Genomic DNA, 23919 nt, shown 5'->3' on the forward strand with positions numbered 1-23919 from the left:
GACCTGGTCCACGTGCACAGCCGCCGCGGCGCGGACCTGTGGGGCGGCCTGGCGGCGCGCTGGGCCGGGGTGCCCGCGGTGCTCAGCCGGCGGGTGGACAACCCCGAGCCGCGCTGGTGGGCGGCCCGCAAGTACCCCCTGTACGCCCGGACCATCGCCATCTCCGCCGGCATCCGGGAGGTCCTCCTCGCCGAGGGGGTACCGGCGGAGCGGGTGGTCACCGTCCCGAGCGCCGTGGACGCCCGGCGCTACGCGCTGCCCTGCGATTCCGCGTGGTTCCGGGGCGAGCTCGGGCTGTCCGACGGCGGCCCGGTGCTGGGGGTGGTGGCGCAGCTCATCGAGCGCAAGGGGCATACCTACCTGCTCCGGGCCCTGCCGGCCCTCCGCGAGCGCTTCCCGGACCTCCGGGTGGCGCTGTTCGGCCAGGGCCCCCTGCGCGCGGCCCTGGAGGAGGAGGCGCGGCGGCGCGGGGTGGCGGAGGCCGTCCGGTTCGCCGGGTTCCGCGAGGACCTGGCGCGGATCCTGCCCTGTCTGGACCTGGTGGTCCATCCGGCCCTGCGCGAGGGGCTCGGGGTCTCCCTCCTGCAGGCCGCGGCCGCCGGCGTCCCCATCGTCGCCGCCCGCGCCGGCGGCATCCCGGAGGCGGTCCGGGACGGGGAGAACGGCCGGCTGGTGGCCCCGGGGGACGCCTCCGCCCTGGCCGCCGCCATCGGCGAGCTCCTGGCCGACCCCGGCGCCGCCGCCCGCATGGGCCGGGCCGGGCGGGAGCTGGTGCGCCGCGAGTTCGACATCGAGGCCATGGTGGCGGGCAACCGCGAGGTCTACCGGGCGATTCTCGGCCGCTGAACGGGCGGCGGGATGTGGGGTACCCTGTCCCGGGGCGCGCCCCACCCGACTTCCAGCGGAGGTGAGGTAGAGGACATGTGCAAGCGATCCGGATTGCGGGCCCCCGGGTCCTGGGGGGTCCCGCTCCTTGCCGTGCTGCTCGGGCTGGCCGCCGGGCCGGGCGGCGCCGACAACGGCGGGGAAGAAGACGCGCCCGCGGAAGATTCGCCCGCCGAGGCTGGGTCTCCGGAGGCCGGGCAGCCCGCCGGGGCGCCCGCGGAGGAGGAGGTTGCCCCCGAACCGCCCCCGGGCCTGGACCGTTCCTCTCCGGCGGAGCCGCCATCGCCCGCGCCCCGGGAGGGCGAGCGGGACTGCTGCTCCATGGAGCATTAGCCACAGCCACCCATCCCCAACCGAAGCAGGAAGCGGACCCATGGACGCCAGCGCCGTCATCGATCGCCTGCGCTCCCTGGCGGAGCCGGGCGCCATCGCCTCCATGGCCCATCTGGGCATCAACACCGAGCACGCCCTGGGGGTGCGGGTCCCCCGGCTGCGGGAGACGGCCCGGGAGATCGGCACGGACCACGACTTGGCCCTGGCCCTCTGGGACACCGGCATCCATGAGGCCCGGATCCTAGCCTCCATGGTGGCCGATCCCGCCCGGGTGGACACCGACCTCATGGAGGCCTGGGTGGCGGACTTCAACTCCTGGGACCTGGCGGACCAGTGCTGCGCCAACCTGTTCTGGCGGGTTCCCGCCGCCTGGGACAAGGCCCGGGCCTGGGCGGAGCGGGAGGAGGAGCTCCCGCGCCGGGCCGGTTACGTGCTCATGGCCACCCTGGCCCTCCACGACGCCGCAGCCACCGACGCCGCCTTCGAGGCCTTTTTCCCGGCCATCGAAGCCGGCGCCGGGGACCCCCGGGAGCGGGTGCGCAAGGGGGTCAGCTGGGCCCTGCGCCAGATCGGCAAGCGCTCGCGGGCCTTGAACGCCCGGGCCCTGGAGGTGGCGGAGGCCCTGCAGGACCCCGTCGGCCAGTCCCAGGAGGCCCACCGCCTCGGCCACGAGGCCGAGCGGGAGCTGCGCTCGGAGCTGGTGCAGGACCGTCTGAGCTAGTGTCCTGTCTCAGGAGGGCGCGGGGCGGGGCCGGGAGGGGCCCAGGGCCACCGTCAGCACCAGCGCCCCGGCGACGATCAGGCCGTAGTCCTGGGGCACGCCCAGAAGCACCGCGGCGCTGCCGCCGATCCCGGTCCAGGCCAGGGGGATGGCGAGCAGCCGCCAGGGAGGGCCGCCGGCGGTGAGCAGCAGCATGGCCAGGGTGAGCAGCGTGGTGGGACAGGGGGCCACCCCCGCCAGGGGGATGTCGGCGTAGTCGCGGGGGCCAACCAGGCTGGCCAGCGGCTGGAGCACCAGCGCGTAGCCGGCCAGCAGGGCGGCGAGCCAGCCGCGCCACCCGGTGGCCGGGCCCAGGCGCCAGCGCCCCTGCCAGACCCCATCCCAGGCCAGGAGCGCCCCCTGCACCAGGAACAGGGCCGCGTAGGCGTAGGCCAGGGGGTTGATGGTGGTGAAATAGGTCAGGTGGTAGACGCCGCCCACCACCAGCCAGAAGACCGCCAGGATCCCGGCCACCCCCCGGTCGGCCCAGGGGGGCCGGGCAATGTAAAGGACCACCACCGCCAGCCCCAGCAGCCCCCCCAAAAGGGATAGGGGCCACAGGGCCTGGTTGTAGGCCGCATAGACGCCAAGGAATTCTTCCAGGGTGTACGGCATCCCGTATTCCCGGGTTGCGGGTCAGGGGACCAGTCTACACCACGCGTCTCCTTTACCCGACAGGTCGCGCGAACCTTAGCGCCTCTACCCGGGGGGATCGTCGGAGTCCCCTGCCGTTCATGCGGTGGCGGGGTGCCGCTCCTCCTGACGCTCCAGCTCGCTGAGCACCGAGGACAGGCTGGCGTCGAGCTGCCGGGCCCGGAGCTCCAGGGAGTCCAGGGTCCGGCGCCGCTGGTAATCGTTCAGGTCCGGAATCTCCCCCGCCTCGCGCAGCAGGGCGAGCTGGGTCTGGCGGAAGTGGGTGCGCAGGAACTGCCAGCGGGTTAGCAGCTGGGAGGCGGCGATGTAGGGGTCCTCGCCGTCCTCCACCTCCCGGCGCAGGCGCTCCAGGATCTCCTCCTGGGCGCGGAGGCTGGCGTGTGCGGTGTCCAGGTTGGTTTTCCAGTCCTTTTGCTTCATGGATGCCGACCCTGCTGAATGTGTGGTTGCCTTCCCGGTCGGGGGTCCCCGGGCTGAGGGGAGCATTAGGCCTCGATTCGGGTCGGGCGGCCAATTAGGTGAACCCCCTATGTCCATAAGGCTGCATGGTTTTTCCGCCCCGGCCGCGCCCGGGGCGGAAGGCCCGCGTGGTCGGAACCCGGGACCGAGGGGCCGTGGAGATTTCGGCTTTTCGGGCTTTCGCCGTTCCTGGTTGTCCGGTTGGACGGAATCCCAATGGGCCCACCCCATCCCCTTGCCTCGCGGGGTGATTTCGTGATTGCCCCGATCCGATCGTTGCGGTAAAAATCCCCATAACCTTTTGTTTACCCATCGCGTCCGGGGGTCTACCCGGGCGGCGGAGCGGGCTCCCATGTTGGCTCTTGGCGGACCGGGGTGCGCGCCATCGGCGGTCCGGCCCGGAGGGCCTCCGCAGGACAGCGCCCGTCCACGGTACAGACGCGGTAGTACCCCTGCTCCCGGAGGGTCAGGCGCCACCACAGGTTGCCACGGCGCCCGGGGACCAGGGCGGTGAGTGCCGCCGTCGTTGCCACGGCGAGCGCGAGCATCCGGGCCTCCAGGAGGAGGGCCGCGCCGGCGAGGCCGGCCAGGGCCAGGCCCAGACTCAGCAGGGCGAGGCCCAGGCGCCCCATGCCCTTGCTGAGGGCCCACAGTCCGCCGCCCAGGAAGGCGGGCCAGGAGAACCCCTGCTTCACGGCCCGGACGCCGTGCGCGGGATGCCGATAGATGTCGTAGATTTTCATGGGTACGGGCTCCGTCCGGTGAGGTTGCCTTTTCCCCACCCATAACGGCGGGTGGGCGGGCCATCAATGGGCGCGGACGGTCCCGGTCAGCCAAAGGGGGACGGAAATGGCGACTCGCGCGGACATCGAAGCCGGGGGGGACGGCCTCCGCCTGCGGACGGCGAGGGCGGGCTGATGGCCTCCCCCCTGGAGAAGGTGGCGCCTTGGGGGCGCTCCTTCGAGGAATACCGGGACCTGTTCCGGCTGGAAAACGCCGACCTGGACCGGGCCATCCTGGGCGTGGGCGACGGACCGGCCAGCTTCAACGCCGAGCTCACCCGACGGGGCGGGACGGTGGTCTCGGCGGACCCCCTGTACCGCTTCTCCCCCGCCGACATCCGCCGCCGGATCGACCGGGCCCGCCCGGGCATCGAGGCCGAGCTCCTGGCGAATCTGGAGGGCTACCGCTGGGACTACCACGGCTCCGTGGGGGACCTGATCGAGTCCCGGCGCGTGGCGATGGACGCTTTCCTGGAGGATCTGGAGGCCGGGGAGAGTCCCGGCCGCTACGTAGCCGCCGAGCTGCCCCGGCTGCCTTTCGCCGATGACGCCTTCGACCTGGCCCTCATCTCCCACCTGCTGTTTTCCTACAGCGGCCGCCTTTCCCCGGAATTCCACCTCCAGGCCGCCGCCGAGGCGGCCCGGGTGGCCCGGGAGGTGCGGATCTTCCCCCTGCTGGAGCTGGAAGGCCTGCCGGCCCATGATGTGGCTCCGGTCTGGGAGTGGCTGGAGGGGCAGGGCTGGACGGTGACGGTGGAGGAGGTGGCCTACGAGCTGCAGCCGGGCGGCAACCGCATGCTGCGGGCCCGGTCTACTCCGTCCTGAGGGCGCCCTCCAGCAGGGCCCGCACCGTTTCCGGGCGGCCCTCCGTGGCGATCCAGTCGGCGCGGCTGTCCTTGCGCGCTGGCGTCTCGCGTCGTTTCACCTCCCCGTTGGCGATCTGCAGGACCCACCAGCCGCGCTCGGTGCGGAAGACCCCCTTGAGCCGCTCCACGCGGGTGTCCTCCATCCCCTCCCGGGCCAGGCCCTCCAGCACCGCGGTCAGGCGGTCGTGCTGGAAGCACCGCGCCGCGGGCCACGTGGCGCCCCCGCTGGGGTCCTCCGCCGCCTCCTCGACCGCGTGGGTGTGGCCGTGCGCGTGGTCTTCCGTCCCCGCCGGCTCGGGGAGGCGCAGGGCGAACAGCTCCTCGTCGAGGTGGCCGTGCTCCGTGGTCACCACGCGCAGCTTGGGCGGTTGCAGCCCCGCCGCCCATTCGCGGAAGGCCGCCTCGGTGCCGGGCTCTGCGGCGTCGCAGCGGTTCAGCACCAGGATGTCGGCGGCGTCCGCCATGTGGCGGAAGAAGGGCATCTGCGAGGCGCGGTGCGGCTCGAACTCGGCAGCGTTGAGCAGGGCGATGGTGGGTCGCAGCTCCAGGCGGGATTGCCCGGCCATCTGCCGGAGCAAACCGAGCACCTGGGCGGGGTCGGCCATGCCGCTTGGCTCGATGATCAGCCGGTCGAGTCCGGGCAGCTCCAGCATGCGCTGGAGGGTGGTGACCAGCCCCTCGGCGGCGGCGCAGCACACGCAGCCCCCCGGCACGGTGGCCACCTCCGGTCCGCCTTCCCCGCCCTCCCCCTCCAGGATGGCGCCGTCCAGGCCCACGGGGCCGAAATCGTTGACCACCACGCCTACCTCCTGCTCGCCGGCGTGGCGGCGCAGGTAGTCCAGGGTGGCCGTGGTCTTGCCGACCCCCAGGGGGCCGGCGATCACGTGGCAGGGCAGGGGGGACGGCTCGGGCATGGCTGGACGGAGTGCCTCCGGTGCGGCGGATGGACGGCTATCCTGACGGAGTCGCCCGGGCCCGTCCACCGCCCCGCCTATTCAGATTCATTGAAAAAGGACGCCGCGAAGGGCACGATTGCGCGCACCAAACCTGCGCAGGGAGGAAGGTGCATTGGCATCCGCGAGCTCCGGCAAACGCCGGGTGGCCGTCTGGGACGGGCCGCTCCGGCTGTTCCATTGGTCCCTGGTGGCTCTGATCGGCTTCGGCTGGTGGAGCGGGGAGCAGGGCCTGGACTGGATGGACGCCCACATGCTCGCCGGGCAGGCGGTGCTCGGGCTGGTGGCCTTCCGCCTGCTGTGGGGGCTCTGGGGGAGCCGGCACGCCCGCTTCGCCGACTTTCTGGCCGGCCCCCGGCACGTGGTGGCGGAGCTGCGCGGCCTCCTGCGGAGGCGCCCGGCGCCGCACCTGGGCCACGGACCGGCGGGCGGCTGGGCGGTTATGCTGATCCTGCTGCTGGTGGGGGCGCAGGCCTTCACGGGGCTGTTCACCAGCGACGACATCCTCACCGAAGGACCCCTGGTGGGTACCCTCCCCGGCGACATCGAGAGCTTCCTCAACAGCGCGCACTACGCCCTGTTCGATGCCCTGCTGTGGGTGGTGGGCCTGCACGTTGCGGCGGTGGTGGTGGTCTATCCCTTGCTGGCCCGGGAGGATCTGGTGCGACCCATGATTACCGGATGGAAGCGGGTTTCCACGGCGGGCGGCGAAGAGCCGGAGCGGTTCAGCTGGGGGGTGGTTCTGCGGGGTCTGCTGCTGATGGCGGCGTGCTTGGCGGCGGTGTATTGGGGGGTCGCCGCGGCGGGGTGAGGCGGGCCGGGGCCGGGCCCCGGCCGCCCGGCCGTCAGTCTTCCTTGTAGTCGTCGTGGCAGGCCTTGCAGGATTCGCCCACGGCCTTGAACTTGGGGGCGATGGCGCCCTTGTCCCCGCCCTGCGCCACCTCGGCCAGCTCGGCGGAGGTCTCCTGGAGGTCCTCCATCTTGCCCTGGAAGTCCTCCCAGTTCTCCCAGATGCCGGGCTTGGCCTCGCTGCCGGCCACGTCGGCGGTGCCCTCCACGAAGCCCTCCATGGGCATGTGGGCGAGCTGGGAGACGCGCTCGGCGCGGGTGGCGAACTCCTCGGCGTCGAAGTCGATCTCGCCCTTCATCATGTCGCCCATGGGCTTGAAGTTGTGGCCCATGACGTGGAACACGGACTCGCGGTACTCCACGGCCTTCTCTTCCTCGTCGTCGGCGGCGTGCGCCGTGGCGCCGGTGGCCAGCAGGGCGCCCGCCAGCAGGGTGGCGATCTTGCGGTGCATGGGGTGCTTCCTCCTGCTTCGGTTGGTAGTTGCATGGCTCGCCTTGCCCGCCCCATGGGCGGGACAGGCAAGGGGCAGTCCCGAACCTAGGTAGTGGCCGTCCGCAAGTAAATAAGAAAGTTTCGATGAAAACTTTCAATCATTTTGAATGACCCTCCGGAGGGACGGCCATGGCCCTGACCCTCGAAGCTTTGCAGGTGCTCGACGCCATCGACCGCAAGGGCAGCTTCTCCGCCGCGGCGGCGGAGCTGCACCGGGTTCCCTCCGCCGTCACCTACACCGTGCAACGCCTGGAGGAGGGCCTGGGGGTGAGCCTGTTCGATCGGCGGGGGCACCGTCCCGTGCTGACCGAGGCGGGGCGGTTGGTGCTGGAGCAGGGCCGGCCCATCCTCGATGCGGCCCAGGATCTGGAGGCCACCGCGCAGCGGGTGGCCACCGGCTGGGAGGCGGAACTGCGCATCGCCGTGGACGCCCTGTTCCCCGTGGCGGGGTTGTTCCCCCTGGTGGAGCGGTTCTACGCGGAGCAGCCGGGCGTACAGGTGCGGCTGGGCCGGGAGGCCCTGGCGGGGGCCTGGGAGGCTCTGCTGGACGGCCGGGCCGATCTGGTGGTTGGCGCCACCGGGGACGGCCCCTCCGGCCGGGAATACGCGGTGCGACCCCTGGGGGAGGTGGGGCTGGTGCCGGTGGCGGCCCCGGCCCTGCCTCTGGCCGACCTCGACCGGACCCTGACCCCCGAGGACCTGCGCCCTTACCGGGTCGTTACGGTGGCGGACTCGGCGCGGGAACGGCCCGAGCGCAGCACCGGCCTGCGCAGCGGGCAGCCGGCACTCACCGTCCCGGATCAGGAATCCAAGGTGGCGGCCCTGTTGCGAGGGCTGGGCGTGGGCCATCTGGCCCGGCACGCCGCCGCGCCCCACCTGCGCGCGGGGGCCCTGCGGGAGCTGCGGCTGACGAACCCCGTGCCGCCCACCACCGTCTACCTGGCCTGGCGCACTCCCGTGCGCGGACGGGCCCTGCGCTGGTTCCTGGACGCGCTGGCGGAGCCCGGGGCCCTGGCGTCCTGGCTCGCCCCCTAGGGTTGCCGGCGGGATCGGGCGGGCCTCAATGGAAGGAGTGGCGCGCCGACGCCGGTAGCTTGGCGGGCGGCGCCACTCGCCGCCCCCAGGAGTCCGCCATCAGCTCCCGCAGCCCCTGGGGGGTGACCGCGTGCAGGTCGGCGTGCGCCGGGTTTCCGGCGCCGTAGAGCCCGGCGAGGGCCAAAGACTCCATCTCCACGAGCAGGTCGTCCCGCTGCAGGGCGGCCACCGCCCGCCAATGCGCCACGGCGTCTTCCACCTCCGCGTCCGTGGGGCCCTCCTCCGCCAGTTCCCGGACGGCCTCCTCCACCACCCGACGGCAGGCATCGCGCCATTCCGGATCCGTGTCCACCTCCAGCCACCACAGCCCCTGGTCCGAGTAGGTCTCCTGGTGGGCGCGGAAGCGGTAGGCCAGCTGGGCCTCGTGGCGGAGCTTGCGGTCGAGCCGGCTGTCCATGCCGTCGCCCAGGATGTGGTTGGCGAGGCGTGCCGTGGGCCGCCACGGGGAGGCGGCCCCGGGGGCGGGCAGCAGCCAGAGCAGCTGGCCGAAGCCGTCGGCCCTGGAGGGCGCGGTCCGCACTGGCCCGTGCCAGCGGGGTGGGGCCACCGCCGGCGGGTTCCCGGCGGGCAGGTGCCGCAAGGGGGCCAGGGCTTCGGAAAGCTCGCCCGGATCCACGTTCCCCACGGCGGCTACCAGGATCCGGCCCCCGCGGGCCACGGTGGACCAGTAGCGGGCGAAGGAGGCGGGAGTGGCCCGGGCGAGGGCGTCGGCCTCCCCCAGCAGGGGCCGGGCCAGGGGATCGTCGCCCAGCGCCGCCCCCAGGGCGCGCTCCTCCAGCCGGGTGGCGGGGTTGGCCGCCCAGGCCTCGCGCTCCCGGTCCACGGTGGTGCGGGCGCGATCCAGGGCCTCGCGGCCCAGGGGCCGGGGCGCCAGGGCCTCGGCCAGGAGGCGGGCTAGCTCCGGGGCCCGGGCGGCCGGGACCGTGCCGTGCAGGGCCGTCAGCTCCCGGCCCGTCTGGGCGTTAACCCGGCCGCCCAGGCGCTCGTAGGCCCGCAGCCGCCCCTGGCCGGGCTCCGGGCCCTCCAGAAGAAAATGCTCCAGCAGGTGGGCGTGGCCGTCCTCCCCCGGGGCCTGGTAGCGAACCCCGTTCACCAGCCACAGGCCCAGGGCGGCCCCGGCGAAACCGGGCTTGGGGCGCACCGCCAGCCGCACCCCGTTGGGCCATTCCTCGTGATGGTCTTCCCTCGTCACCGCTCCGTCCTCGCCTTTTTCAGGTGCCGCGGGTCCGGTCTCCGATCCGCCGCTCAACAATCCACCGTATCAGGAAAACCCGGAGCGGGTGTGGGCGAGCCGCCCGCGGGCCCGTTCTTGCACCTTGTTGGTGCCTGCGCCTCGGGCGGCGGCCCCTTACGGTGCACGGCCGCTTGTTTTCCCCGCAAAACATTAATGGAAATCTATGAAATTTAAAGGTTTTTATGTCTGGCACGATCCCTGCCTTAGAAGGGCCGAACGCAAGTGACGCCACGCAAGGAGATTCCCATGCCCGAGCACGTTCCGTTTCGCATTGCCCCATTGGCCGCCTCCGCCGCCCTCCTCGCCGGAGCCGCCACGGCCCAGGCCGAGGTCAGCGGCAACATCGGGGCGGTGTCCCAGTACATCTTCCGCGGCGGCGTCGAGGACAGCCGCACGGCGCTCCAGGGCGGCCTGGATTACGGCCACGATTCGGGCCTCTACGCCGGGACTTGGTTCTCCACCCTTGACTACGGCGCCCCCAACAACAACGAGGTGGACCTGTACGGTGGCTACAGCGGGTCGGCGGGGGGCTTCGACTACGACCTTGGCCTGCTCTACTTCCTCTACACGGGCAACGGCGAGGATCCCGCCGCCGGGGTCGAGGACTCGGATGCCAATGTTCCCGAGGCCTACGTGGCGGGGTCCTACGGCCCCGTAGGCCTGTCCGTGAACTACGCCCTGGACGACGCCACCTGGACCAACCAGGGGGACGTCTACGTCAAGCTGAGCTTCGAGCAGGACCTGCCCCAAGAATTCACCTTTGCCGCGGATGTCGGCTACTACTTCTACGAGAGCGACGGCGAATTCATCACCGGCGGCACGGAGGACGGCGGCTTCCGCGACGCCACCGTGAGCCTCTCGCACCCGCTGGCGGCCACCGGAGCCGACATGAGCCTCAACTACACCTGGGGCGGCAGCGACCGGTTCGACAGCAGCGGCGACGGCTACCTGGACAACCACTTCTGGGCCGGGGCCACCTGGACCTTCTAGAGGAGCGCAGCCATGAAGCTCGTAACCGCCATCATCAAGCCGTTCAAGCTGGACGACGTGCGCGAGGCCCTCGGCGAGGCCGGTGTGCAGGGCATCACCGTGACCGAGGTGAAGGGCTTCGGCCGCCAGAAGGGCCACACCGAGCTCTACCGCGGCGCCGAGTACGTGGTGGACTTCCTGCCCAAGGTGCGCATCGACGTGGTGGTGCCCGCGGACCAGGTGCAGGCGGTGGTGGACGCCATCACCGATACGGCCCAGACCGGCAAGATCGGCGACGGCAAGATCTTCGTGTCCCCCGTGGAGCAGGCGGTGCGCATCCGCACCGGCGAGACCGACGCGGACGCCCTGTAGGCCCAAGGAGCCGAACGAATGGAAGCAATGAATGGACTGAAAGAGCTGAGCTACGCCCTAGACACCTTCTACTTCCTGATGTCCGGGGCGCTGGTAATGTGGATGGCGGCGGGCTTCGCCATGCTCGAGGCGGGGCTGGTGCGGGGCAAGAACACCGCCGAGATCCTGACCAAGAACGTGGCGCTGTTCGCCACCGCGAGCATCATGTACCTGCTGGTGGGCTACCAGATCATGTACGGATCGTCGCTGACCTCGGTCATTCCCGGGCTCGGCTTCCTGATCGGGGCGGACAATCCCACCGAGGCGGTGCTCGCCGGCGGCGACGATGCGCCGTACTACTCCAACCTGTCGGATTTCTTTTTCCAGGTGGTGTTCGTGGCCACGGCCATGTCCATCGTCTCCGGGGCCGTGGCCGAGCGCATGAAGCTGTGGGCCTTCCTGGCCTTCGCGGTGATCATGACCGGCTTCATCTACCCGGTGCAGGGCATGTGGACCTGGGGCGGCGGCTGGCTCGACCAGGCCGGCTTCTCGGACTTTGCCGGCTCCGGCATCGTGCACATGGCCGGTGCCTCCGCCGCCCTGGCCGGGGTGCTTCTGCTCGGGTCGCGGCGGGGCAAGTACGGCCCCGGAGGCGTCATCAACGCCATTCCCGGCGCCAACCTGCCACTGGCGACGCTCGGTACCTTCGTGCTGTGGCTGGGCTGGTTTGGCTTCAACGGCGGCTCCGAGCTGGCGGTGGCGAGCGTGGAGTCGGCCAACAACGTCGCCCGGGTCTTCGTCAACACCAACACTGCCGCGGCCGGCGGAGTGGTGGCCGCCCTGCTGACCGCGCGCCTCCTGTTCGGCAAGGCCGACCTCACCATGACCCTGAACGGCGCCCTGGCCGGGCTGGTGGCCATCACCGCCGAGCCGCTGGCGCCGTCGCCGCTTCTGGCCCTGGTGGTCGGCGCCGTGGGCGGCATCCTGGTGGTGCTGTCCATCGTGGGGCTCGACAAGCTCCGGATCGACGACCCGGTGGGCGCCATCTCGGTGCACGGCGTGGTGGGGATCTGGGGGCTGCTGGCGGTGCCGCTGTCCAACGCCGGCGCCAGCCTCGGGGCCCAGCTGCTCGGCATGGTCGGCATCTTCGCCTGGGTGTTCCTGGCCAGCCTGCTCGTCTGGGGCATCCTCAAGGCGGCGATGGGCATCCGCGTCTCCGGGGAGCTGGAGTACGAGGGCCTGGATCTGAGCGAGTGCGGCCTGGAGGCCTATCCGGAGTTCGAGGGATCGCGGACCTGAGCGGGACGGCGGTGAGACAGGCCGGCTCCCGAGGTTTGGGCAGGCGATAGCCGGCCGCGTTCGGAAGGCCCCGGGAACCGCCCAACGCGGGCAGGCCCGGGGCCTTTTTGGGGTGCAGGTGACGCAAAAAAGGCCCGCGGCCGATCCCGGCCACGGGCCTTTTCCTTCCTATGGTGCGCGGGGTGGGACTTGAACCCACACGAGCGTAAGCCCACTAGCCCCTCAAGCTAGCGCGTCTACCGATTCCGCCACCCGCGCGAGCGACTGGTGCCCGCGACTGGACTTGAACCAGTGGCCTCACCCTTACCAAGGGTGTGCTCTACCGGCTGAGCTACGCGGGCATCCGACTGGTGCTGTCCCCGTGGGGACATCGCAAGCCTATGGAGCACTCTGCATGGTCGGGGTGTGCGCTCAGCGGCGCTCCCCACAGGCCTGCTTAGACCACGAATATGGTCGGGGTGGGCGGATTCGAACCACCGGCCCCCGCCTCCCGAAGGCGGTGCTCTGCCAGGCTGAGCTACACCCCGTGGAAACAGGCCGCGTGGCAGCCCGGTTCCCGGCAAATGGAGCGGGCGATCGGATTCGAACCGACGACATCCACCTTGGCAAGGTGGTGCTCTACCAGCTGAGCTACGCCCGCTTTTCGCCTTGAAATATGGTGCGCGGGGTGGGACTTGAACCCACACGGCCTTGCGGCCACTAGATCCTGAATCTAGCGCGTCTACCGAATTCCGCCACCCGCGCTTCTGACGCCCGTTCCGGGCTATGGTTCCCTGCATCCAGGGTGGCCGATCATGGCTTCCCGCTGCAAGGGTCGTTTAGGATAGGATTCTGCGGCCTTGGAGGCAAGGGGGGGAAGGCGGTTTCTTGCAATTTTCTTGGAGTGTGGCAACAATCGGAAACGGGAGGGGTTCGCAAGTGCCTGAAAGATCGGAGAACCAAGGCGCATCCGGGACGCCCCCGTTCAAGGGCTTCGCCCATCCCCAAGGGACGGGCTTGACCCTGAGCGTGCGCGGCTGCCGCTGGTCCCTGACCCTCAAGACTCCCGACGGCGGGCCCTATCCTCCCTTCGAGGAGTACCACCAGCTGGAGATGACCGCCGCCGACCTGCAGCGGTTCATCAACGGCCGGGGGCTGGAGTGGCGGCGGCAGACCGGGGAGACCGGACGGGAGGAGCTGGTGGCCATGGACAACGGCTTCTCCGTCCACCTTACCCCGGCCCTGGAGACCCCCCTGGACGAGGCGGCCATGGTCGCCGAGCTGGAGGCCCGGCTCGCGTAGCGGGCCGGGGTAACGGGCGCCCCCTCGCGGGGACAGAAGGGGAGAAGCAGCATGGCACAGCGCAGTCGGACCCGCTATTCCGTGGCCGGCGCCGCGGTCAAGGGGGTGGAGGGCGGCTTGCCCCGGCCCCTCTACGAGGCCCTGCCGGTGCTGTACATCGGCGCCGCCGTCGTCTTTCTGTACCTGGTGGATTCGCCGCTAGTCTTCCTGTCCAGCGCCCTGTTCGGCGCCGCCGGCATGGGGGTGCTCTGGATGCGGTTCCGGGCGCGCCGCGGGGACTGACCCGCCGCCTCAGTCTCGCCCCGGGGTCCAGTGGCCGGGGCAGTCCCATTGCCACAGGGGCGGGGGGTCGGCGTCCAGCCGGGCGGCGGTGAGCGCCCCGCCCCAGACGCAGCCCGAGTCCAGGCCGAGGACGTCCCCGGAGCGGGTGAGCCCGTTGGCGGCCCAGTGGCCGTAGACCACCCGGGTGCCTTGCCAGCGCCGGTCCCGGTGGGCGAACCAGGGGCCGAAGCGGGGATCTTCCGGCTGGGCGCCTCCCCAGTCGAATTCCCCATCCGCCGTGCAGTAGCGGGTGCGGGTCAGCACCGCCGCGGTGAAGCGGAGCCATTCCCACTCCCGTTCGGGAGCGGGCTCGTGGGTGGGGAGGGCGGCGGTGGACAGGGAGCCGGCCAGCTCCGGGCCCCACCGGCCCCGGAGCGCCTGGCCGACCGCCTCGGCCCGGCGCCGCGCCTCCGCCAGGTCCCAGCCGGGATGCAGGGCGGCGTGGACCATGGTCCAGCCCGGCGGGTCGTCGTTGTGGAGCAGCGGTTGTCGGCGCAGCCAGTCCACCAGGGCCGGTCCGTCCTCCGCCTCCAGGAGCTCCGCCAGCGTGTCCTTCCTGCGGAAGGCCGCGTGGCCGTGGGCGAGGGCGAGGAGGTGCAGGTCGTGATTGCCCAGCACCACCCGTACGGTCTCCCCCAGCCCGCGCAGACGACGCAGCACCTTCAGCGACCGCGGGCCTCGGTTCACCAGGTCCCCCACCAGCCACAGCCGGTCTCGGTCGGGATCGAAGCGGATCCGGCCCAGCAGGCCTTCCAGCTCTTCCCCGCAGCCCTGGATGTCGCCGATGGCGTAGACGGCCAATGCGTTCCCCGTGATTGGTTGGGGGCCGTATTCTGCCGGCCCGGGCGGCGGGCGGGGCTAGGCTTCGCCGGCGGCGGGGCGGGGCCGACGGAGCACCGGGGCCGGATCCGCCTGCGGGGGTCCCAGGTAGGCGCCCTGGCCGTAGTGCACGCCCATCTCCTGGAGCAGGGCCAGGGTCTGGCCATTCTCCACGAACTCGGCCACCACCTCCTTGCCGAGGGTGTGGGCGATGTCCACCAGGGCGCGGACGATGGCCCGGTCGAGGGTGGAGCCGGACAGCTCGCGGATGAAGTGGCCGTCGATCTTCACCAGGTCCACCGGCAGCTCCCGCAGGTAGGCGAAGCTGGCGAAGCCGCTGCCGAAATCGTCGAGGCTGAAGCGGCACCCCATCTCCTTGAGGGTCCAGATCATGTTCTTGGCCGCCGCCATGTTGGCGATGGCCACCGTCTCGGTGATCTCGAACACCACGGCGGAGGGGTCCAGCTTCCGGCGCTCGATCTCCTGGCGGATCTCGTCGCAGAGCTGCTGGTCGTTGAAGGCGCCGGCGGAGAGGTTGATCGAGAATGTGAGGCCCGGCCGCTCCCGGCGCTCCCTGGCCAGCCGGGCCAGGGCGTGGCGCACCACCCAGCGGTCGATCTCGCCCATGAGGCTGAAGCGCTCGGCGGTGGGGAGGAACTCGGCGGGAAGCAGGAGCTCGCCGTCCTCCTCCATCCGCAGCAGGGCCTCGTGGAAGTCCCCGGTCTCGCCGCCGAGGCCCCGGATGGGCTGGTAGACCAGTCGGAAGCGGTCCTGATTGAGGGCGCTGCGCAGCCGGTGGAACATCTCCAGCCGCTTGCTCATGAGCTGACCGGCCGCCTCCCCGGGCTGGTAGAGGCTGATGCGGTCGCGCCCCTCCTCCTTGGCCTGGTTGCAGGCGAGGTCGGCGCGGGCCAGGAGGTCCCCGGCTGTGTCCGAGCTGTCCCGCAGGGGGGCGACGCCGATGCTCACGGAGAGGGTCATGTCCCGCTTGCCCACCCGGAAGCCGAACCGGGCCAGCCGGTCGCGGATGCTCTCTCCCAACCCACAGGCCGCCTCCTCCCCCAGCCCGGGCACCGCCAGGACGAACTCATCGCCTCCCACCCGCCCGAGCAGGGCCTCGGTGGGCTGGGCGGCGATGAGCTCCTTGGCCACCTCGGCGAGGAGGTGGTCGCCGGTCTCGTGGCCGAGGGTGTCGTTGACGTAGCGGAACTGGTCGATGTCGATGTAGAGCAGGGCCAGGCGCGGATCCCGGGTGGTCTCCTGCCGCTCCACCTCCTCCTGGAGGCGCTGCTGGAGGTGTTGCCAGTTGAGGAGCCCGGTCAGCGGGTCCAGATAGGCCTGCTGGGCGAGCTGCTCCGCACGCTTGCGGTGGCGGCCCGCGGTGCGGGCCAGGGCCACCAGGTCGGCGATGGAGCCGGCGAAGGCCACCTCCGCCTCGCTCCAGGCCCGTCGGCCGCCGGTGTGCTCGAAGCAGACCACGCCCGCCACCTCGCCCTCGAGGAGGATCGGGGCGTCCAACAGGGCCCGCACCCCGTGCCGGGCCAGATAGGTGGAGGCCAGCTCATGGAGGTTGGGGTCCGAGGTGGTGTCCGCCACCTCCAGGACCCGGTTGGAGCGCAGGGCCTCCACATAGGCGGGCGCCTGGGCGGTGTCCAGCACCTCCCCGGCGGTGTGGTGACCCGCGGTGCGCTCGAAGTTTTCGGCGCAGCGCAGGAACTGGTAGTCGGGGGAGAACCACCACACGTTGAACCGTTCCACGTCCAGGGCGGCGGCGGCGCGCTCGGCGATGTGCACCAAGCCCCAGCCCTCGTTGCTGATGATGTCCTCCGCCTCCCGGGCCAGGTCGGCGATGGTTTCCTGGAGCTGGCGGGCCTGCACCTCCTCCCGGCGGTCCGCGATCACCAGGTTGTAGTGGCGGCGCTCATACAGCGGCGTGCCAAGGTGGCGCAGGAAGATCCGCACCGGGATCCGCTGGCCGTCCCGGGACAGCAGCACCGCATCCCGGCGGAGGCCGCGGACCAGGTCGGGCGCCTCCTGGGGTGTGGGGAGCTCCCGCAGCGGCGAACCGGGCGCGGTGAGGGAGTGGAAGGTCCGGCCCGCCAGGGCCTCGGGGGAGTACCCCAGCAGCTCGTGGATGTTGGTGGAGACGCGGCGCAGGGTCTGATCCGGGGCCACGGTGGCGAAGGCGAAGCCCGCCTCGCGGGACACATTGTCCCAGAAGGAGAACTGCCGCCCTTCCTCCCGCAGGAGGCGCATGGAGGCCAGCACCACCCCCAGGATCAGGAAGGAGACGGCCAGGCCGGGGAGCTCGGCGACCCAGGGCCCGCCCAGCCAGGGGGCGTCCATCTGGGCGAAGGCGATGGCCTGGCGGGCCGCCATGAGGGAGGTGAGCGCGGCCAGGAAGAGGAGGGGCAGGCGGCGGTCCCGCAGCAGGAGCCAGAGGGTCAGGCCCAGGCCCGTCAGGCGGACCGTGATGGAGAGGAGGAGCAGGGTGCCCATGGTCCGGTTCCATGCCCTTTGCGATGAGGTAGCGTCCCGGGGGACCGGGGCAGGCCGCGGTGGGGCCTAGCATAGCGCGAAAAGAGTTCTCATGCATGGGGCTACGCCGTTCAGTGGCCGTTCCCCATGCCGCCGTGGCCGCCGCCGAAGACCATCCACAGGGTCCACAGGCCGAAACCGACGACCAGGGCCCCGGCCGCCCGGCGCACCCAGGGGTTGCCGAGCCAGCGCCCCAGGGCGGCGGCGAACATGCCCATGGCCATGAGGTTGGGCAGGGTGCCCAGGCCGAAGGCCAGCATGAGCAGGCCGCCCTGGATCGCCCCCCCGGCGGTGAGGGCCTGTACCAGGACCATGTACACCATGCCGCAGGGCAGCCAGCCCCAGACGGCGCCGAGCCCCAGAGCGGTCCCCAAACCCTGGACGGGGAGCAGACGCTGGCCGAGGGGCTCCAGGCGGCGCCACAAAGGCATGCCGATGCGCTCCACCCGGCTGAAGGAGGGCCACCAGCCGCCGATGTACAGGCCCAGGGCCACCATGATGAGCCCGGCCAGGCTGCGCAGGACGACCGGGCCGGTGTCGTGCGGGGTTCCTAAAGCAAGGGCGGTGCCAAGGGCGCCGGCGAAGAGGCCGGCCACGGTGTAGCTGGCGATGCGGCCCAGGTTGTAGGCCGCCAGGAAGGGCAGCTGCCGCCATACCGAAGCGCGGATGCGCTCGTCCAGGCCGAAGGTGAGGGTGGCCGTGATGCCGCCGCACATGGTGGCGCAGTGCGGGCCGCCCAGCAGGCCCACCAGGAAGGCGGCGGAAAGGGTGAGGGCTTCCATCTCCAAGGGAAAATGCTCCGCATGCCGGAAAGGGGGAAGGGTAAGCCATCCCGGGGCAAGAATCCATAACCTTATTTCCGGTATGGGAATTCGGACAAAAAAATGGAGCGGGCCGGGAAAAGGGGGGGGAAACCGGCAACCGCTCCACCGGGCCGCGAACGACCCTAAACCAACCGAAATGTCGATGCCCGAAGGCATCTAAGGGAGGGCTTGGCCCTCGCTATGGCCTCGCCCGTTCCCATTGCAAGCCCGATGCCAAGACCGTCGTCGCGCTGCAACCGGCATCGGGCCAGGGTGTTTGTTCCTTGCGACACAGTTCCCAGGCTATCGCATTGCGCCAAACGGGACAAGGGGTGTCCGGAACGGAACGGGGTAAGGGGACGCGACGGTAGCCAAAGGGGATACGCGGGGATACATTGGAGCCATGGACCGTGTCTTGATATGGGTCAAGGCGCGACCCCGCAAGGGAGGAGGATGTCCGTATGCGTTACCTGCTGGCCGTGGCTGTCCCGCCCGCCTCCGTCTGTCGCCTCGGCTGTCATACCGCGCCCCCCATCGCGGTCTTCTGGCTGGCCGCGCTGACCACCGTCTTCCTGGCTCCGTCCTGGAATGGGGTCTGGCTGTCGCTGGCGGCCTTCTTCTGGGTGGCCGCGACCACCTGGGCGGTGCTCACCCTGCGCAGCGCCGAGGCCGACAGCCGCAACAGCCCGGAGAGCAACCGGCGCCGTTCCGTGCGCCCGGACCGTCGGTATCCCGGCGAAGGGGAGATCCCCTTGAAGGATTGAACGAGGGGCCGTGCCCTTAGCGGGCCGCGGTGGCGGGGCCCAGGCGGTGGGCCAGGACCTCGGCGAGGTAGCGCCCGGTATGGCTCTCGGGCTCGTGGGCCACATCCTCGGGCGTGCCGGTGGCCAGGATCCGTCCGCCGCCCTCGCCGCCCTCCGGGCCGAGGTCGATGACCCAGTCCGCGGTCTTCATGACGTCCAGGTTGTGCTCGATCACCAGCACCGTGTTGCCGTGGTCTCGCAGGCGGTGCAGCACCGAGAGCAGCTGCCGGATGTCGTCGAAGTGCAGGCCCGTTGTGGGCTCGTCGAGGATGTACAGGGTGCGGCCCGTATCCCGCCGGGACAGCTCGCGGGCCAGCTTGACCCGCTGGGCCTCGCCGCCGGACAGGGTGGTGGCGCTCTGGCCCAGCTTCACGTAGGACAGCCCCGCGTCCATGAGGGTCTGGAGCTTGTTGGCCACCGCGGGGACGGGATCGAAGAACTCCCGCGCCTCCTCGATGGTCATCTCCAGCACCTCGTGAATGTTCTTGCCCTTGTACCGCACCTCCAGGGTCTCCCGGTTGTAGCGCTTGCCCCCGCACTCGTCGCACGGCACGAAGGCGTCGGGCAGGAAGTGCATCTCCACCTTGATGACGCCCTCGCCCTGGCAGGCCTCGCAGCGCCCGCCCTTGACGTTGAAGGAGAAGCGCCCGGGCTTGTAGCCGCGGGTGCGGGCCTCCTGGGTGCCGGCGAACAGCTCCCGCACGGGGGTGAAGATGCCGGTGTAGGTGGCCGGGTTGGAGCGCGGCGTGCGGCCGATGGCCGACTGGTCGATGTTGACAATCTTGTCGATGCGCTCCAGCCCAAAGATGGCGTCGTGCGGCGCGGGCTGGGCGCGGGCGCCGTGCAGCTCGCGGGAGACGCCCTTGGCCAGGGTCTCGTTGATGAGGGTGGACTTGCCGGAGCCGGAGACGCCGGTGATGCAGGTGAACAGCCCCAGGGGGATGTCCACGCTGACGCCCTGGAGGTTGTTGCCCCGGGCCCCCGCCACCGTTATCACGTGGTCGTCCGCGGGGGCATGGCGCTCGGCGGGAATGGCGATCTCCTCGCGGCGGGACAGGTAGGCGCCGGTGAGGCTGTCGGTGTTGCGGGCCACCTCGTCCGGCATGCCGGTGGCCACCACCTCGCCGCCGTGGGTGCCGGCGCCCGGGCCCATGTCCACCACGTGGTCGGCGGCGCGGATGGCCTCCTCGTCGTGCTCCACCACGATCACCGTGTTGCCCAGGTCGCGCAGGTGCTTGAGGGTGCCCAGCAGGCGGTCGTTGTCGCGGGGGTGAAGGCCGATTGAGGGCTCGTCGAGCACGTACATGACGCCCACCAAGCCGGCGCCGATCTGGCTGGCCAGGCGAATGCGCTGCGCCTCGCCGCCGGAGAGGGTGTCCGCCGAGCGGTCCAGGGTCAGGTAGTTGAGGCCCACGTCCACCAGGAACGACAGCCGGTCGTTGATCTCCTTGAGGATGCGCTCGGCGATCTGGGCCCGGCTGCCGTGCAGGTCCAGCTCCCGGAAGAAGTCCAGGGTGCGGTGCACGGGGTCCGCCGTGACCTCGTGGATGGCCCGGCCGCCCACCAGCACGTGGCGCGCCTCGATGCGCAGGCGCGCGCCGCCGCAGTCCGGGCAGGGCTCCTCGGTGATGTACTTGGCCAGGTCCTCGCGCACCGCGGCGGATTCCGTCTCGCGGTAGCGCCGCTCCAGGTTGGGGATCACCCCCTCGAAGGGCATGTCCCGGTAATGGGCGCTCCCCGACTCCGACTCGAAGGTGAAGCGGATCTGCTCGCCGCCCGAGCCGTATAGGATGACGCGCTGCGCCTCCTCGGGGAGCCGCTCAAAGGGGGTCTCGGTGTCGAAGCCGTAGTGATCGCCGAGGGCCTCCAGCATCTGGAAGTAGAAGTGGCTGTGGCGCTTGTCCCACGGCCGGATGGCGCCCTCGCGCAGGGTCCAGTCGGTGTGCGGGATGACCCGCTTGGGGTCGAAGGAGCTGATCACCCCCAGGCCGTCGCAGGTGGGGCAGGCGCCGTGGGGGTTGTTGAAGGAGAACATCCGGGGCTCGAGGTCCGGATAGGAGACGTTGCAGTCGGGGCAGGCGAAGCGCTCGGAGAACAACAGCTCCGGACCGTCGGCCACCTGCACCTGGGCCAGGCCCTCGCCGTGGCGCAGGGCCGTCTCCAGGGACTCGGCCAGCCGGTTGCGGGCGTCCTCGCGCACCTTCAGGCGGTCCACCACCAGCTCCACCTGGTGGGCCCGCTTGCCGTCGAGCTCCGGGATGCCGGCATCGAGCTCCGCCATCACGCCGTCCACCCGCGCGCGGATGAAGCCCTGGGCGCGCATCTTCTCCAGCAGCTCGCGGTGCTCGCCCTTGCGTCCCCGCACGATGGGCGCCAGCACGTAGATGCGCGTGCCCTCCTCCATGCCCAGCACCTGGTCCACCATCTGCGTGACGGTCTGGGCCCGGATGGGCTTGCCGCAGGAGTAGCACACCGGCTGCCCCACCCGGGCGAAGAGCAGGCGCAAGTAGTCGTAGATCTCCGTGACCGTGCCCACCGTGGAGCGCGGGTTGTGGGAGGCGGTCTTCTGCTCGATGGAGATGGCCGGCGACAGCCCCTCGATGGACTCCACCTCCGGCTTGCTCATCATGTTGAGGAACTGCCGGGCGTAGGCGGAGAGGCTCTCCACGTAGCGCCGCTGGCCGTCGGCGTAGAGGGTGTCGAAGGCGAGCGAGGACTTGCCGGACCCGGAGACCCCGGTGATGACCACCAGCCGGTCCCGCGGGATGTCCACATTGATGTTCTTCAGGTTGTGGGTGCGCGCGCCGCGGACCTGGATCCAGTCCATGGTTATCCGTTGTGCTGGAGGGGCCCGCCGGGGGCGGGCCGTAGGAATCAGGGTGTGGCCGGGCAAGGCCGGGCCGGACTCCGCCCGTTATGCCGGGCCGGGGAAACGAGGTATCATAGCCCCTTTCGCGCGGGAGGGGCAAAGCCCGCCAGGAGGAACCCCAGGAGTACCGTCCTTGAGCGAGGAAAATACCGTAATGTCCTCGGCCGAGCGCCGGGCCTCCCTGTCGCTGGCGGGGATCTTCGGCCTCCGGATGCTTGGACTCTTCCTCATCCTTCCCGTCCTCAGCCTCTACGCCCACGAACTGCCCGGCGCAACTCCCCTGCTGATGGGCACCGCCATCGGCGCCTACGGCCTGACCCAGGCCCTGCTGCAGATCCCCTTCGGCGCCGCCTCCGACCGGCTGGGGCGCAAGCCGGTGATCGCCTTCGGGCTGGCGCTGTTCGCCGTGGGCTCGGTGCTGGCGGCGGTGGCCGACAACATCTACCTGCTCCTGCTCGGCCGAGTCCTGCAGGGCGCCGGGGCCATCGGGGCGGCGGTGATCGCCATGGTCGCCGACCTCACCCGCGAGGAGACCCGCACCCGGGCCATGGCGCTGATCGGCATGACCATTGGCGTTTCCTTCGCCATTTCCCTGGTGCTGGGGCCCACCCTGGAGCACTGGATCGGCGTTCCTGGCATCTTCTGGCTTACCGCCGTGCTGTCGGCGGGGGCCATCGCCGTGGTGTACCTGGTGGTGCCGGAGCCGGAGCATTCCGGCCGCCACCGGGACGCCGAGCTGTCCCGGGAGATGCTGGGGGGCATCCTGCGCAATCCCACCCTCCTGCGGCTGGACTTCGGCATCTTCGCCCTGCACCTGGTGCTCACCGCGCTGTTCGTGGTGATCCCGCCGCTGCTGGTGGAGGAGGCGGGGCTGGCCACCTCCCGCCAATGGGTCCTGTACCTGCCGGTGGTGCTAGCCTCCTTCGTGCTCATGTTCCCCCTGGTGTTCCTGGCCGAGGCGCGGCGCCTCATGCAGCCGGTGTTCCTGGGGGCCATCGCCGTGCTGGTGGCCGCCCTGCTCCTGCTGGCCTGGCTGCCTCCGGGGCCGTGGAGCCTGGGCCTGGCTCTGGTGGCCTTCTTCACCGGCTTCAACGTCCTGGAGGCCAGCCTGCCCTCGCTCATCTCCAAGGCCGCCCCGGCGGCGGCCAAGGGGACGGCCGTGGGGGTCTACAACGTGGCCGAGTTCTTCGGCGCCTTCCTGGGCGGCACCCTGGGCGGCGCGGTGGCGGGGGCCTACGGCGCGGAGGGGGTGTTCCTGATCGGCGCGGTGGTGGCCCTGGTCTGGCTGGGGGTGGCCCTATCCGGCCCCGTGCCCCATCATGTATCCACCCGCCTGATCGCTGTGGGCGCCCTGGAGCCGGGGGAGGCCCGGGATCTGGAGCGGGCCCTGCAGGAGGTGGAGGGCATGGTGGAGGTGCGGGTGTTCGCCGACGAGGGCACCGCCTACTGCAAGGTGGATCGCCAGCGCCTTGACGAGGATGCCCTGGGCGGAGTCCTGGACTGGGCGCGGGCGGAGGCCGAGGCGGCCGGCTAGCCGGGGCGGACGCGGTAACGAACAGTACACAAGGAAGGGGAGCATCATGGCCAGCGGCGGCGTGAACAAGGTCATCCTGATCGGGAACCTGGGACGGGATCCCGAGATCCGCTACACCACCAACGGCAACGCGGTGGCCAACCTCAGCCTGGCCACCACCCGGCGCTACCGGGGCCGGGACGGTCAGCAGCAGGAAGAGACCGAGTGGCACCGCGTGGTGATGTTCTCCCGGCTGGCGGAGATCGCCGGCGAGTACCTGCGCAAGGGCTCCCAGGTCTACATCGAGGGTCGCCTGCAGACCCGCAAGTGGCAGGACAACAACGGTCAGGACCGCTACACCACCGAGGTGGTGGCCAACGAGATGCAGATGCTCGGCGGGGGCGGTTCCGGCGGCGGTGGCCGGGGCGGCGGGAGCTGGGACCAGTCGGCCCCCTCCGACTTCGACCAGACCGCCCCGCAGGGCGGCGGGTCCGGAGGCGGCGGCCAGCCCGACTTCGATCAGGATTTCGAGGACGATATTCCGTTCTGATTAACACCTATCCTCAGATTGTTAAGTATCGGTTCTAGGCCCGCAAGTAGCGGGCCTTTTTTGGTTTTTAGGTTTGTAAAGTTTTTAAGCGGGAGGTGGAGTTATTTTCCACCCTTCGAAAAAGTAAAGTTTGGGGGTTAAATGGACCAGGGGGCCTATGACCGAGGCATCGACCTGAAGCTCATCCAGCCGGGCAAACCCACGCAGAATGCCTACATCGAGAGCCTCAACGGGCGGTTTCGGGACGAATGCCTCAACGAGCACTGGTTCACCAGACTGAACCACGCCAGACAAGAGATCGCCGCCTGGCGAAGGGACTACAACGAGCTGCGCCCACATTCTGCGCTGGATTACCGAACCCCGGCGGAATTCGCAGCGGCCTATCGTCAGGAGCGGAAAGCAACTGCCGACGAGCCGGATATGGCCGAATAACCCCTGGG

At 70.8% G+C, this 23919-nt stretch carries 24 protein-coding genes, 5 tRNA genes and 1 pseudogene; 15 read left to right on the forward strand and 15 right to left on the reverse strand.

The annotated features are described in order from the left end of the window. The 3 genes from ACLFRB_RS09700 to ACLFRB_RS09710 all read left to right on the forward strand — a co-directional run. Nucleotides 1-846, forward strand: an 846-nt coding sequence (locus ACLFRB_RS09700) for a glycosyltransferase (RefSeq protein WP_411068814.1), incomplete at its 5' end; no start/stop codon positions are given. A 75-nt stretch (nucleotides 847-921) separates the two neighbouring features. Beyond that, nucleotides 922-1218, forward strand: coding sequence for a hypothetical protein (locus tag ACLFRB_RS09705; protein WP_411068815.1), 297 nt, complete (start codon nucleotides 922-924; stop codon nucleotides 1216-1218). 40 nt (nucleotides 1219-1258) lie between these two features. After that, nucleotides 1259-1939 (forward strand): DNA alkylation repair protein, encoded by a 681-nt coding sequence (locus ACLFRB_RS09710; protein WP_411068816.1) that lies wholly within the window; start codon nucleotides 1259-1261, stop codon nucleotides 1937-1939. 9 nt (nucleotides 1940-1948) lie between these two features. Here the strand turns inward: ACLFRB_RS09710 and ACLFRB_RS09715 are convergent, their stop codons facing one another. The 3 genes from ACLFRB_RS09715 to ACLFRB_RS09725 form a co-directional block, all read right to left on the reverse strand. Beyond that, nucleotides 1949-2593, reverse strand: coding sequence for a DUF6064 family protein (locus ACLFRB_RS09715; protein WP_411068817.1), 645 nt, complete (start codon nucleotides 2591-2593; stop codon nucleotides 1949-1951). A 117-nt stretch (nucleotides 2594-2710) separates the two neighbouring features. After that, complete coding sequence (locus ACLFRB_RS09720; protein WP_411068818.1) at nucleotides 2711-3052, reverse strand: hypothetical protein; 342 nt, start codon at nucleotides 3050-3052, stop codon at nucleotides 2711-2713. Nucleotides 3053-3417: 365 nt separating this feature from the next. Continuing rightward, nucleotides 3418-3834 (reverse strand): hypothetical protein, encoded by a 417-nt coding sequence (locus ACLFRB_RS09725; RefSeq protein WP_411068819.1) that lies wholly within the window; start codon nucleotides 3832-3834, stop codon nucleotides 3418-3420. Between the two features lie 174 nt (nucleotides 3835-4008). On the opposite strand from ACLFRB_RS09725, the gene ACLFRB_RS09730 reads away from it, so the two are divergent. Beyond that, entirely contained in the window at nucleotides 4009-4698 is a 690-nt protein-coding gene (locus ACLFRB_RS09730) for an SAM-dependent methyltransferase (RefSeq protein ID WP_411068820.1), read from the forward strand. Here the strand turns inward: ACLFRB_RS09730 and ACLFRB_RS09735 are convergent. After that, nucleotides 4685-5653, reverse strand: coding sequence for a CobW family GTP-binding protein (locus ACLFRB_RS09735; protein WP_411068821.1), 969 nt, complete (start codon nucleotides 5651-5653; stop codon nucleotides 4685-4687). The two genes, ACLFRB_RS09730 and ACLFRB_RS09735, sit on opposite strands and share 14 nt — an antisense overlap. A gap of 154 nt (nucleotides 5654-5807) precedes the next feature. Between ACLFRB_RS09735 and ACLFRB_RS09740 the strand changes: the two genes are divergently transcribed. Beyond that, the gene (locus ACLFRB_RS09740; RefSeq protein WP_411068822.1) at nucleotides 5808-6503 is read left to right on the forward strand and encodes a cytochrome b/b6 domain-containing protein; all 696 of its coding nucleotides are present in this window, start codon (nucleotides 5808-5810) and stop codon (nucleotides 6501-6503) included. A 34-nt stretch (nucleotides 6504-6537) separates the two neighbouring features. Here the strand turns inward: ACLFRB_RS09740 and ACLFRB_RS09745 are convergent, their stop codons facing one another. Next, on the reverse strand, nucleotides 6538-6993 hold the full coding sequence (locus ACLFRB_RS09745) for a c-type cytochrome (RefSeq protein ID WP_411068823.1): 456 nt from the start codon (nucleotides 6991-6993) through the stop codon (nucleotides 6538-6540). A 170-nt stretch (nucleotides 6994-7163) separates the two neighbouring features. Here ACLFRB_RS09745 and ACLFRB_RS09750 point away from each other — a divergent pair, with 170 nt between their 5' ends. Further along, nucleotides 7164-8069, forward strand: a complete 906-nt coding sequence (locus ACLFRB_RS09750) for a LysR substrate-binding domain-containing protein (RefSeq protein ID WP_411068824.1) — start codon at nucleotides 7164-7166, stop codon at nucleotides 8067-8069. Nucleotides 8070-8094: 25 nt separating this feature from the next. On the opposite strand, the gene ACLFRB_RS09755 is transcribed toward ACLFRB_RS09750, so the two are convergent. Next, nucleotides 8095-9321 (reverse strand): M16 family metallopeptidase, encoded by a 1227-nt coding sequence (locus ACLFRB_RS09755; protein WP_411068825.1) that lies wholly within the window; start codon nucleotides 9319-9321, stop codon nucleotides 8095-8097. A gap of 288 nt (nucleotides 9322-9609) precedes the next feature. Here ACLFRB_RS09755 and ACLFRB_RS09760 point away from each other — a divergent pair, with 288 nt between their 5' ends. From ACLFRB_RS09760 to ACLFRB_RS09770, 3 genes are read left to right on the forward strand one after another with little or no spacing between them, the layout of a single operon-like run. Next, on the forward strand, nucleotides 9610-10353 hold the full coding sequence (locus ACLFRB_RS09760) for a TorF family putative porin (RefSeq protein WP_411068826.1): 744 nt from the start codon (nucleotides 9610-9612) through the stop codon (nucleotides 10351-10353). A 12-nt stretch (nucleotides 10354-10365) separates the two neighbouring features. Beyond that, nucleotides 10366-10704, forward strand: a complete 339-nt coding sequence (locus ACLFRB_RS09765; protein ID WP_411068827.1) for a P-II family nitrogen regulator — start codon at nucleotides 10366-10368, stop codon at nucleotides 10702-10704. Between the two features lie 27 nt (nucleotides 10705-10731). After that, a complete protein-coding gene (locus ACLFRB_RS09770) occupies nucleotides 10732-11982 on the forward strand; it encodes an ammonium transporter (RefSeq protein WP_411068836.1) in 1251 nt (416 codons plus the stop codon). Between the two features lie 171 nt (nucleotides 11983-12153). Here ACLFRB_RS09770 and ACLFRB_RS09775 read toward each other — a convergent pair. From ACLFRB_RS09775 to ACLFRB_RS09795, 5 genes are all read right to left on the reverse strand, one after another. Beyond that, nucleotides 12154-12240: transfer RNA gene (locus ACLFRB_RS09775), tRNA-Leu, on the reverse strand. Nucleotides 12241-12247: 7 nt separating this feature from the next. Beyond that, nucleotides 12248-12323 (reverse strand) — tRNA-Thr (locus ACLFRB_RS09780). A gap of 109 nt (nucleotides 12324-12432) precedes the next feature. Next, nucleotides 12433-12509: transfer RNA gene (locus tag ACLFRB_RS09785), tRNA-Pro, on the reverse strand. A gap of 37 nt (nucleotides 12510-12546) precedes the next feature. Further along, nucleotides 12547-12622 (reverse strand) — tRNA-Gly (locus ACLFRB_RS09790). Nucleotides 12623-12638: 16 nt separating this feature from the next. Beyond that, nucleotides 12639-12726: transfer RNA gene (locus ACLFRB_RS09795), tRNA-Leu, on the reverse strand. Nucleotides 12727-12900: 174 nt separating this feature from the next. Between ACLFRB_RS09795 and ACLFRB_RS09800 the strand changes: the two genes are divergently transcribed. Further along, nucleotides 12901-13263 (forward strand): hypothetical protein, encoded by a 363-nt coding sequence (locus tag ACLFRB_RS09800; RefSeq protein ID WP_411068828.1) that lies wholly within the window; start codon nucleotides 12901-12903, stop codon nucleotides 13261-13263. A gap of 51 nt (nucleotides 13264-13314) precedes the next feature. Next, nucleotides 13315-13545: a hypothetical protein gene (locus ACLFRB_RS09805; protein ID WP_411068829.1), complete on the forward strand. Its 231-nt coding sequence runs from the start codon at nucleotides 13315-13317 to the stop codon at nucleotides 13543-13545. Nucleotides 13546-13554: 9 nt separating this feature from the next. Here the strand turns inward: ACLFRB_RS09805 and ACLFRB_RS09810 are convergent, their stop codons facing one another. The 3 genes from ACLFRB_RS09810 to ACLFRB_RS09820 all read right to left on the reverse strand — a co-directional run bounded on the left by ACLFRB_RS09810 (nucleotide 13555) and on the right by ACLFRB_RS09820 (nucleotide 17723). Further along, nucleotides 13555-14385, reverse strand: coding sequence for a symmetrical bis(5'-nucleosyl)-tetraphosphatase (locus tag ACLFRB_RS09810; protein WP_411068830.1), 831 nt, complete (start codon nucleotides 14383-14385; stop codon nucleotides 13555-13557). A gap of 57 nt (nucleotides 14386-14442) precedes the next feature. Beyond that, nucleotides 14443-16902 (reverse strand): putative bifunctional diguanylate cyclase/phosphodiesterase, encoded by a 2460-nt coding sequence (locus ACLFRB_RS09815; RefSeq protein ID WP_411068831.1) that lies wholly within the window; start codon nucleotides 16900-16902, stop codon nucleotides 14443-14445. A gap of 110 nt (nucleotides 16903-17012) precedes the next feature. Then, entirely contained in the window at nucleotides 17013-17723 is a 711-nt protein-coding gene (locus ACLFRB_RS09820; protein ID WP_411068837.1) for a sulfite exporter TauE/SafE family protein, read from the reverse strand. 482 nt (nucleotides 17724-18205) lie between these two features. On the opposite strand from ACLFRB_RS09820, the gene ACLFRB_RS09825 reads away from it, so the two are divergent. Then, entirely contained in the window at nucleotides 18206-18508 is a 303-nt protein-coding gene (locus tag ACLFRB_RS09825; protein ID WP_411068832.1) for a hypothetical protein, read from the forward strand. Nucleotides 18509-18524: 16 nt separating this feature from the next. Here the strand turns inward: ACLFRB_RS09825 and uvrA are convergent, their stop codons facing one another. After that, nucleotides 18525-21374, reverse strand: a complete 2850-nt coding sequence (uvrA, locus tag ACLFRB_RS09830; RefSeq protein WP_411068833.1) for an excinuclease ABC subunit UvrA — start codon at nucleotides 21372-21374, stop codon at nucleotides 18525-18527. A 175-nt stretch (nucleotides 21375-21549) separates the two neighbouring features. Between uvrA and ACLFRB_RS09835 the strand changes: the two genes are divergently transcribed. From ACLFRB_RS09835 to ACLFRB_RS09845, 3 genes and pseudogenes are all read left to right on the forward strand, one after another. Further along, the gene (locus ACLFRB_RS09835) at nucleotides 21550-22950 is read left to right on the forward strand and encodes an MFS transporter (RefSeq protein ID WP_411068834.1); all 1401 of its coding nucleotides are present in this window, start codon (nucleotides 21550-21552) and stop codon (nucleotides 22948-22950) included. Nucleotides 22951-22996: 46 nt separating this feature from the next. Beyond that, a complete protein-coding gene (locus ACLFRB_RS09840; protein WP_411068835.1) occupies nucleotides 22997-23479 on the forward strand; it encodes a single-stranded DNA-binding protein in 483 nt (160 codons plus the stop codon). Nucleotides 23480-23620: 141 nt separating this feature from the next. Continuing rightward, nucleotides 23621-23911 (forward strand): annotated as a pseudogene (locus ACLFRB_RS09845) (integrase core domain-containing protein); the annotation flags it as partial. Nucleotides 23912-23919: the final 8 nt, after the last annotated feature.

The organism is Thiohalorhabdus sp., assembly GCF_046545655.1.
Lineage (GTDB): Bacteria > Pseudomonadota > Gammaproteobacteria > Thiohalorhabdales > Thiohalorhabdaceae > Thiohalorhabdus.

Coding starts and splice junctions, on each gene's coding strand:
- ACLFRB_RS09705 (WP_411068815.1), top strand. CDS start 922: ATGTGCAAGCGATCCGGATTGCGGGCCCCCGGGTCCTGGGGGGTCCCG.
- ACLFRB_RS09710 (WP_411068816.1), top strand. CDS start 1,259: ATGGACGCCAGCGCCGTCATCGATCGCCTGCGCTCCCTGGCGGAGCCG.
- ACLFRB_RS09715 (WP_411068817.1), bottom strand. CDS start 2,593: ATGCCGTACACCCTGGAAGAATTCCTTGGCGTCTATGCGGCCTACAAC.
- ACLFRB_RS09720 (WP_411068818.1), bottom strand. CDS start 3,052: ATGAAGCAAAAGGACTGGAAAACCAACCTGGACACCGCACACGCCAGC.
- ACLFRB_RS09725 (WP_411068819.1), bottom strand. CDS start 3,834: ATGAAAATCTACGACATCTATCGGCATCCCGCGCACGGCGTCCGGGCC.
- ACLFRB_RS09730 (WP_411068820.1), top strand. CDS start 4,009: ATGGCCTCCCCCCTGGAGAAGGTGGCGCCTTGGGGGCGCTCCTTCGAG.
- ACLFRB_RS09735 (WP_411068821.1), bottom strand. CDS start 5,653: ATGCCCGAGCCGTCCCCCCTGCCCTGCCACGTGATCGCCGGCCCCCTG.
- ACLFRB_RS09745 (WP_411068823.1), bottom strand. CDS start 6,993: ATGCACCGCAAGATCGCCACCCTGCTGGCGGGCGCCCTGCTGGCCACC.
- ACLFRB_RS09750 (WP_411068824.1), top strand. CDS start 7,164: ATGGCCCTGACCCTCGAAGCTTTGCAGGTGCTCGACGCCATCGACCGC.
- ACLFRB_RS09760 (WP_411068826.1), top strand. CDS start 9,610: ATGCCCGAGCACGTTCCGTTTCGCATTGCCCCATTGGCCGCCTCCGCC.
- ACLFRB_RS09765 (WP_411068827.1), top strand. CDS start 10,366: ATGAAGCTCGTAACCGCCATCATCAAGCCGTTCAAGCTGGACGACGTG.
- ACLFRB_RS09770 (WP_411068836.1), top strand. CDS start 10,732: ATGAATGGACTGAAAGAGCTGAGCTACGCCCTAGACACCTTCTACTTC.
- ACLFRB_RS09805 (WP_411068829.1), top strand. CDS start 13,315: ATGGCACAGCGCAGTCGGACCCGCTATTCCGTGGCCGGCGCCGCGGTC.
- ACLFRB_RS09815 (WP_411068831.1), bottom strand. CDS start 16,902: ATGGGCACCCTGCTCCTCCTCTCCATCACGGTCCGCCTGACGGGCCTG.
- ACLFRB_RS09820 (WP_411068837.1), bottom strand. CDS start 17,723: ATGGAAGCCCTCACCCTTTCCGCCGCCTTCCTGGTGGGCCTGCTGGGC.
- ACLFRB_RS09825 (WP_411068832.1), top strand. CDS start 18,206: ATGCGTTACCTGCTGGCCGTGGCTGTCCCGCCCGCCTCCGTCTGTCGC.
- uvrA (WP_411068833.1), bottom strand. CDS start 21,374: ATGGACTGGATCCAGGTCCGCGGCGCGCGCACCCACAACCTGAAGAAC.
- ACLFRB_RS09840 (WP_411068835.1), top strand. CDS start 22,997: ATGGCCAGCGGCGGCGTGAACAAGGTCATCCTGATCGGGAACCTGGGA.